The sequence below is a fragment of the Actinomadura sp. NBRC 104425 genome (genome assembly GCF_030269545.1).
Classification (GTDB): domain Bacteria; phylum Actinomycetota; class Actinomycetes; order Streptosporangiales; family Streptosporangiaceae; genus Spirillospora; species Spirillospora keratinilytica.
In genome coordinates this window covers 1-2,906 of the sequence record NZ_BSTN01000072.1, presented here as the reverse complement: position 1 = coordinate 2,906, position 2,906 = coordinate 1, and the positions used below count along the sequence as shown (strand labels likewise).

The window sequence follows — 2,906 nt, the reverse complement described above, 5'->3', positions numbered from 1 at the left end:
GGCAACCCACAAGGTCGCGCCATACGACAACGCCACCGCCACATCCAGCACCGACGCATCGAACCCGAACGAGGCGAACTGCAACACCCCAACACCCGGACCCGCCCCCATCAACGGCCCGAACACCCCCACCAGATTCGCCAGCGAACCGTGGGAGACACCCACACCCTTCGGCACACCGGTCGAACCCGACGTGTAGATCACATACGCCAGCCCACGCGGATCCACGGACGCCATGGCGTCGGACCACCCGGCATCCGCCCCGCCGGCAGGCGAGTCGAGATCGTCCAACCACACCACCGGCACATCGGCCTCACCCACCACCGCACCATGCGCCCGGTCCGCCACGACCAACTCAGCCCCGCTGTCGGACAGCATGAACGACACCCGCCCGGACGGAAGAGCAGGATCGATCGGCAGATACGCCGCACCCGCCTTCCACACACCCACGATCGCCGCCACCACGTCCACACCACGCGGCAGACACAACCCCACCACCGACTCCGGGCCAACCCCCAGACCACGCAGACGACGCGCGAACCTGTCCGCCCGGACGTCCAGTTCGCCATACTCGACCCGCGAACCCTCGTGGACCAGGGCCACCGCATCCGGAACAGCGGCCACCTGCCGCGCGAACAACTCCAAAACCGTCCCGTCCGGAACCGTCGCAGCGGTGTCGTTCCACTCGAACAGGAGCCGATCGCGTTCGCATGCGTCGAGGATGTCCATCGTGTCGAGGGCGACGTCGGGGGCGCCGTCCAGCGTGCCCGCCAGTGCGTCGCAGACGCCCTTCAGCGCAGTACGCAGCATCCGACCGACCTCGCCGGCGTCGATCGACGCCGCTGCCTGCACGTTGACAGTCAGCCGGTCGGCTCCCAGGTCGTTCACCGACACTGCCAGCGGGTAGTTCGTTCTCTCCCGGTCGTAGACCTTCCGGATGCCCTCCATCGGCTGCTGTTGCCGGGTGCCGGTGATCTCCTGGTTGATGTACCGGTAGTTGAACAGCGAGGTGAACAGCGGCGTATTGGTCGTGATGCCGCTGGCTTGCTGGGCGACCGCCAGCGGCGCGTGCTCGTGCTCCAGGAGCTCGGCCAGCTGGGACCGCATCTCCTCCACCGCCACGCGGACCCCGACCCGGCCGGTGCGCACCCGGACCGGCAGCGTGTTGATGAACGGGCCCAGCGCCCGGTCGGAGCCTTCGCCGGCGTTCATCCGTCCGAAGAGGACGGTGCCGAAGACGACGTCGTCCCGGCCGGACAGGGTGGCCAGCACGCGCGCCCAGGCCACGTGCAGCACCGTGGCCGCGCTGACGCCGAGCCGCTGCGCCACCTGCCGCAGCTCCGCGACCATCCGACCGGGAATCGGCACCAGCTCCGAGGCGAGATCCGTGCCGTCGCCCCGAACGTCCGTCAAGCCGTAGGGGGCGGTGGGCTCGGTCACGTCGCCGAGCAGGTCGGCGAAGAACCGCTCGTGCTCGGATCGGGCGACTTTGAGGGCCTGCGCCATGAAGTTCCGGAACGGCACCGTCGATGCGAGCCGCTCGGAGTTCCCGGACAGCACCGTCTGCAGTTCCTGGATGAGGACGTCCATGCCCTGGTGGTCCTGCACCATGTGGTGCATCCGGATCAGGCCCAGCCATCGGCCGTCCTCGACCTCGGCGACGTGCAGGTCCATCAGCGGCGCGCGGCCCAGGTCCATCGACGTCCCGGTCGCGGCGAGCAGCGCCTCCACGGGGTCGGTGGCGTGCGGGTCGAGCGTGTGCTCGACCACCGGCAGCGTCGCTCGACGCCACACCACCTGCACCGGTTCGCGCAGGCCCTCCCAGACCACGGCCGTCCGGTAGATGTCGTGCCGGTCGATCACCTGGCGCAACGCGTGCACGAAACCGTCCAGGCGGGTCCGTGAATCGAATTCGAGCACCTGGACCGTCACGTATGCATCCGCGCCGCCGCCGGCGAGCAGGTGGTGGAAGAGCATGCCCTCCTGCAGCGGCGCCAGTGGATACACGTCGGCCACATTCGCCGCACCGCCGTCGACACCCGCGACGACCCGCTCCAGCTCCGCCTCGGACAGCTCCACCAGCGGCAGCATCTCGGGTGTGATCCGTTCGGCACCCTCCGGGATGAGGTTCCCCGGGACCTCCACAACATCCGCACCGGCAGCCCGAGCCAACCCGGCAGGCGTCGGCGATTCGAACAGCGCCCGCACCGACACCGACACACCACGCCCCCGCAACAACTCCACCAACGACACCGCGAGCAGCGAATGCCCGCCCAGCCGGAAGAAGTCGTCGTCCACGCCGACCGACTCCACACCGAGCACCTGCGCGAAGGCGGCGCACAGGATCTCCTCCTGAACCGTGGCAGGAGCCCGGCCGGCCCCGGTGGAGTACTCGGGGGCGGGCAACACCTTGCGGTCGAGCTTGCCGTTGGCGTTCAACGGCAGCTCGTCCAACGTGACCACGGCGGCCGGAACCATGTACTCCGGCAACCGCTCAGCCACAAACCGCCGCAGAGCGTTGTCATCAAGGCCGCCGTCCACGGGCACCACGTAAGCGACCAGCCGCTTGTCGCCGGGGGTGTCCTCACGGGCCAGCACGGCGGCCTGGTGCACGTCCGGGTGGGCCCGCAGAGCGGCTTCGACCTCGCCGGGCTCGATCCGGAACCCGCGGATCTTGACCTGGTCGTCGGCCCGGCCCGCGAACACCAACTGCCCGTCCGGCGTCCATCTGGCCAGGTCGCCGGTGCGGTACATGCGCTCGCCCGAGCCGAACGGGCAGGCCACGAACCGCTCACCCGTCAAACCCGCCCGGCCGACATACCCGCGCGCCAACCCGGCACCCGCGATGTACAGCTCACCCACAACGCCCACGGGCGCCGGTGCGAGCGCCTCGTCCAGCACGTACA

The 2,906-nt window shown here is 69.6% G+C and carries 2 protein-coding genes; one reads left to right on the top strand and one right to left on the bottom strand.

Features of this window, described 5'->3' with window-relative positions:
• On the bottom strand, positions 1-2,613 hold a 2,613-nt coding region (locus tag QSK22_RS33120), incomplete at its 3' end, for a condensation domain-containing protein (RefSeq protein ID WP_285498446.1).
• A gap of 6 nt (positions 2,614-2,619) precedes the next feature.
• Between QSK22_RS33120 and QSK22_RS33960 the strand changes: the two genes are divergently transcribed.
• A partial coding sequence (locus QSK22_RS33960) for a hypothetical protein (RefSeq protein WP_352231519.1) occupies positions 2,620-2,906 on the top strand: 287 nt, incomplete at its 3' end.